This window comes from Stenotrophomonas sp. Bg11-02, assembly GCF_002836635.1.
GTDB lineage: Bacteria > Pseudomonadota > Gammaproteobacteria > Xanthomonadales > Xanthomonadaceae > Stenotrophomonas > Stenotrophomonas lacuserhaii.
This window is the reverse complement of record NZ_PJAY01000024.1, coordinates 1-852: the sequence shown is the minus strand read 5'-3', so window position 1 is coordinate 852 and position 852 is coordinate 1. Positions and strand designations below refer to the sequence as shown.

The 852-nt window shown below is 66.9% G+C and carries 2 pseudogenes; both read right to left on the bottom strand.

The window, feature by feature from the left end:
- Positions 1–684, bottom strand: a pseudogene (locus CXG43_RS01290) (phage tail protein); the annotation flags it as partial.
- Positions 675–852, bottom strand: a pseudogene (locus tag CXG43_RS19010) (peptidoglycan endopeptidase); the annotation flags it as partial. The pseudogenes CXG43_RS01290 and CXG43_RS19010, both read right to left, overlap by 10 nt.

The window sequence follows — 852 nt, the reverse complement described above, 5'->3', positions numbered from 1 at the left end:
TACGCGCACGCCCTCGAACGACGACAGCAGCGCATCGCCGTTGTAGAGCTGTTCTACGCTATGCACGTTCACGCCGGGCGTCAGCACAAACGACAGGAACTGATCGTCACCCTCGTAGTGGGTGTAGTAGTTGCTGATCAAATCGGGCGCGATACGCATCGACCCGATGAGCAGGCCCACCGGCTGGTCGTGGCGTGCACGGTTGCGGCCGGCCGCGATCGAGTACGCCGACTGGCCGGGAGCACTCTGCTTCGGCTGCTTGGGCTGCAGCACGCGATTGATGAGCACCGAGCCGGCCATGTAGATACCGGTCGCGGCAGCGGCGCCAAGCCCCTGCACCGCGGCGCCGGCGCCCCAGGTCGCCAACGTGCCGAAGCCGAAGGTGAAGTAGGTCAGCGCCAGGGTAGCCACCAGCGCCACGGCGGAGCGGCCCACCGCCCCACGGGCCTCGATCACCTGCCCATGCTTGGGGTACACGAAGGGCCACATGTCACGCGGCACGGCGCGGCCGCCGATCAGCACCACCCAGTCCTGGTGATCCAGGTCGGCGACGTGACGATGCAGGAACGCGCACAGGGATTCGCCCAGGCGCAGGTCCGCCGGCTGGTTGCGCTGGCCATCCACCAGCACCGGGTGCGGCGTCACGATCAGGCGGCCGGCGGCCGGGCTATCCATCAGACCCATTCGTAGATTCCTTCGATGCGCAGGCCAAAGCCCTGCAGTTCGCGCGCGCGGTGCAGGACGCTGCACCCGTGGCGTTCGTTGCTGTGGAGTACCCAGCCCTCATGGGCCAGAAAGAAGAAAACCCCGGCATGGCCGGGGTTTCGTTGTCCGTGGTCAAACATCAGGACC